The 3,953-nt window shown below is 62.3% G+C and carries 6 protein-coding genes and 1 pseudogene; all 7 read right to left on the reverse strand.

The genetic code is table 11. From position 1 onward, the window contains the following. Nucleotides 1–349 (reverse strand): NAD(P)H-dependent oxidoreductase (locus E8A46_RS27725; RefSeq protein WP_291567994.1); only part of this gene is annotated, 349 nt, incomplete at its 3' end. Nucleotides 350–401: 52 nt separating this feature from the next. Further along, nucleotides 402–806 carry a nuclear transport factor 2 family protein gene (locus E8A46_RS27730; protein WP_291567995.1) on the reverse strand — a complete coding sequence of 135 codons (405 nt, stop codon included), beginning with the start codon at nt 804–806 and terminating at the stop codon, nt 402–404. An 18-nt stretch (nt 807–824) separates the two neighbouring features. Beyond that, complete coding sequence (locus E8A46_RS27735) at nt 825–1,268, reverse strand: ester cyclase (RefSeq protein WP_291567997.1); 444 nt, start codon at nt 1,266–1,268, stop codon at nt 825–827. Between the two features lie 86 nt (nt 1,269–1,354). Further along, nucleotides 1,355–2,002, reverse strand: coding sequence for an NADPH-dependent F420 reductase (locus E8A46_RS27740; RefSeq protein WP_363252713.1), 648 nt, complete (start codon nt 2,000–2,002; stop codon nt 1,355–1,357). Between the two features lie 76 nt (nt 2,003–2,078). Next, nucleotides 2,079–3,020 carry an SDR family oxidoreductase gene (locus tag E8A46_RS27745; RefSeq protein WP_291568001.1) on the reverse strand — a complete coding sequence of 314 codons (942 nt, stop codon included), beginning with the start codon at nt 3,018–3,020 and terminating at the stop codon, nt 2,079–2,081. Between the two features lie 39 nt (nt 3,021–3,059). After that, on the reverse strand, nt 3,060–3,695 hold the full coding sequence (locus tag E8A46_RS27750; RefSeq protein ID WP_291568003.1) for an NAD(P)-binding domain-containing protein: 636 nt from the start codon (nt 3,693–3,695) through the stop codon (nt 3,060–3,062). A gap of 78 nt (nt 3,696–3,773) precedes the next feature. Beyond that, nucleotides 3,774–3,953 (reverse strand): annotated as a pseudogene (locus tag E8A46_RS27755) (methyltransferase); the annotation flags it as partial.

Here is a 3,953-nt window from a genome sequence, read left to right on the forward strand (position 1 = left end):
AGCCGATTGCCGTGAACGGTTTCCGCCCCCACTGCTTGTAAGCTTGGTCGAGCGCATTCTTCAGCACACCCGTGACCGAGTGATTGTATTCGGCCACCACGAAGACGAAGCCATCGTACCGCGCGAGCGCTTCCTGCCAGCGCAATGCCTCTGCGTTCTCGCTGGGCATCAACGCAAGCGGCCCCTTCTCATCGAAGAATGGCAGCGGATGGTTGCGAAGGTCGAGAAGCTCCGCCTCGATGTCGTCACGGGCCTTGGTCTGTTTCAGCATCCAGCCAGCGGCCTTGTCGGCGTACCGACCGGGCCGGGTCGAGCCAATCACAATGGCGATGCGGGGTTTCGTCGTCATGATAACCTCGTATTTTGATTTCGGCCAAGCTTTTGCAGTACGTGTCGATGGGTCAGCGCCCGGGGCTCGCGGCCCGCGCCAGCGCTTGCGTGTCGATGTACTCCCGGATGTTCGTCACCTTGCCGTTTCGAACGGTAATGGCGAAGACCCAGTCGTCATCGAACGTCTTATTCGTGGCTTTGACTTTCCCCGTAGCGAAACCGACGACCAGAACCCGGTCTCCCTGCGCTACGAATTCCGGGGGCTTTGGGAATGAAGTTTCCACCGTGTCGGAAGCCTTCTGAAGCAAATCTGCCAATCCTGCGTGACCGCGGTGCGTGCCTGCCAGCGGCCAGTCCTCGCCCGGAATGATCCACTCAATATCTTCGGCACACAACGCCAGCAAACCTTGCCTATCGCTGCCGCCCATTGCCGCAAAAAAGTCCTTCACAATTTGGATATTCTCTTGAATGCTCATCGAGATCTCTCCATTCCCTTACATCGGATCGCGTGGTGTCGGTGATTCAGCCGAAATTTGTTGCTGCAATACGGAAGCCGCATTGTAGCAATGAAAGGAAATGACCTTTCCACTCTCGAGGTGAAAAACATCGCAACTCGGGACATCTATTGCCTTGCCCGTGGGAGCTAGAGTTCCAGAAGCAAGGGCCAGCTCACCTTTATGCGTTCCCCGAGTTGCGAGCTCGACAACGACGACGTTCTCCACGACGTAGATGCTGATTAACTCACGGTGGACATCAGGAAATGCACTTGCGAAGCCGGCGATAGAGTCACTAATGGCCTGCCCGCGAAGCTTTATGCCGGAAGGAATGTCGTACATGTATCCTTCCTCAGAGAAGAGAGAGATAAACTTCTCGATATCCGTTCCTTGCCCCTCTGCAGCGGCGTAGAGTTCTCTGATGATTTCTTCATTGCGAAGCATCTTTAATCCTTCCCGCAGTTGATTACTGTCTGTTGACTCGCGCCCAGGGAGTTGTGGACCTGCCAGCGAGTCGTGCTGTCGGTGATTCAGCCGATATCGACGTTCAAGGCGATGTCCCAGGTGCCGGCGCCGTTCTTGGCCAGGCCAATCATCATCAGACCGAGCGCCTCGAGCGTCGCGGCCATGTGCAGGCCGCCGACATCCAACGGACGCAGCCCGAGACTCTCGATGAAGGTTGAGACGCGCGCCTTGGCCTCCGGATCGTCGGCGGCGATGAACGCGTCGAGGCGTCCACCCTTAGCAAGTACGTGGCCGAAGATGGTGTTGAACGCCTTCACGACATGCGCGCCGGCGGGGGCGCCCTTGGCGATCTCCTGCGCACCCGAACTGCCGTGAGGCGTGACGAGGCCCGACATGTCGGGGGTGACCGGGTTGGTGATGTCGATGATGACCTTGCCGTCGAGCGCGTCCCCGAAGTCGGTCACCACCGCCGCTGCACTGCCGTAGGGCACGGCGAGGATGATGATGTCGCCCGCCGGTGCGGCGCCGTACGTCCCTGTGGTCGCTCCGGCTGCGAGCTTGTCGGCCAGCGCCCGCGCTTTGGCGGGGTCGCGGCTGACCACCTCGACGGTGTGTCCAGCCTTTGCGATACGGCCGCTGATCGCCGTGGCCATTCCTCCTGAGCCGATGATGCTGACAGTGCTCATATGCAGTCTCCTAATGAGTTGGGGTATTGCTCGTAATCTCTAGCGGGGCATTCCCCGGGTGATATTCCGTGTGTGCCGAGCCACGTACGCGATCCCTCGTAACTCAGCCGGCAGGGAAGTAATGGCCGTTGTGCAAATCGGTGAGCAGGCTGGGCTGAGCGGGTCGCCAGCCAAGAGTCTGGCGGGTGATGAGATTGGACGCCGGGAGGTCCAGCGTGACCAAATTCGCGAGGAAACCGAAGTATCCCGGCAGCATCAGTACGTCCGCGGGAATGCTCACCGCCGGCAGGCCCAGACGGCTGCCAATGGCCTCGGCGATCTCGCGGAAACGGATGCCCTCGCCCTCAATCCCGTGCCAAGATTTGCCAGCCGGACCCTTTTCTAACGCCAGGCGGAACAAGGAGGCGAGGTCGCGGCAGTGCACGGCCGGCCAAAGGTTCGCGCCGTCTCCGGGGTAGCCTATGGCGCCCTTCTCCTTCGCGAGCCCGATCAGCAGCGGGAGGAAGCCGGCTTTGTCGGTATCGCTGTGCGCGATAGGAGGTATCCGCACGATCGAAGACCGCACGCCCCGGTCGGCGAGGCCGACCACGGCGATCTCCACCACGTTGCGAACCCGCAGGGTACCCTTGTATTTATCTCCGCCGGGAAGGGCTGGGTCCTCCTCGGTGGCTGGCCGGCCCAGGTTTTCCCACCCGGGCGAGCCCATGCTCCCCGCTGCGACCAGCGGCTTTCCAGTCCCCGCCAATGCCTCGCCGTACGCGAGCATGATCTGGACCTCCGCGGCGGCCACGGCGTCGATCCCTCCGGAGAGAAGCAGGTCCTGCCTGTGCGCGAGGTGGATGACGCCGTCGGACTCCGCGGCCGCCGCCTTGAGCCCATCGAGCTCGGAAACATCCCCACGACGCACCTTGGCGCCGAGCGCGGACACTGCAGCGGCGGACTCGTCCGACCTGGCCAAGCCGGTGACCTCGTGGCCGGCGGCGATGAGCTCGGGGATGACGTACGAACCGATATGGCCGGTCCCGCCAGTGACTAGAACGTGCATGATACTGATCCTTGGAGTGATGGCATTTGAGAAGTGGTGCTACGGGTGCAGGCTGACGCCGAGTGAGAAGTTGGTGTGGTTGACGGAGTGGGCGACGAGGCCCAGCGACAGCAAGGCGAGGTTCTCGAGCGTCCGAGCCATGGGCAGCGGTCCGCTGTCCATGGGGCGCAGTCCGAGGCTCTCGACAAACGCGACGACGCGCGCCTTCGCCTGCGCGTCGTCGCCGGCGAGGAACACGTCCAACGGGTGGCCCTCGACCCGACCGGCAGCCAGGACGTGGGAGAACTGGGTGTTGAACGCCTTGACGACATCCGCATCGGCGGGGGCGGCCTTGGCGATCTCCTGCGCGCCGAAACTGTCCTCAGGGGTCACGAAGCCCGTGAAGTCGGCGTTGATGGGGTTGGTTATGTCGACGAGGAGCTTGCCTGCCAGTTCGTCGCCGTACTGCGTCACCACGTCGAGAACGGCTGCGTAGGGAACCGCCAGGATGATGATATCCCCGGCCGGGGCGGCGCCGAACGTCCCTGTCTTCGCGCCGGCTCCAACCTGCTCGGCCATCGCCCGCGCTTTCGCGGCGTCGCGACTGATCACCTCGACGGTAGGCCCGGGCATGGCGGCAAGACCTCCGATCGCTGCCGCCATGCCGCCTGATCCGATGATGCTGATCGTGCTCACGTTCGTGTTCCTTGTGGAGTCATCCAGACGAGCTTATGCCCGCGTCTGTCAGGTCTCATCAGTGGCCACCGGCACCTGTCACGGCTTCACGAACCGATAGACGAAGCGATCGGTCTCCCCCTTGATCGAGGGATCGAACACCTTGATCGAGTGCGGATCGTCCTTGTTCGCGAGCATGGTGCTTTCCGCGTCCAGTACGAAGCCGGCCGCCTCCACCTCCTCGCGAACGGATGCAGGCTCAATCCGATGCAGCGACTG

Origin of the sequence: Bradyrhizobium sp., from assembly GCF_004799445.1 — a bacterium.
GTDB lineage: Bacteria > Pseudomonadota > Alphaproteobacteria > Rhizobiales > Xanthobacteraceae > Bradyrhizobium.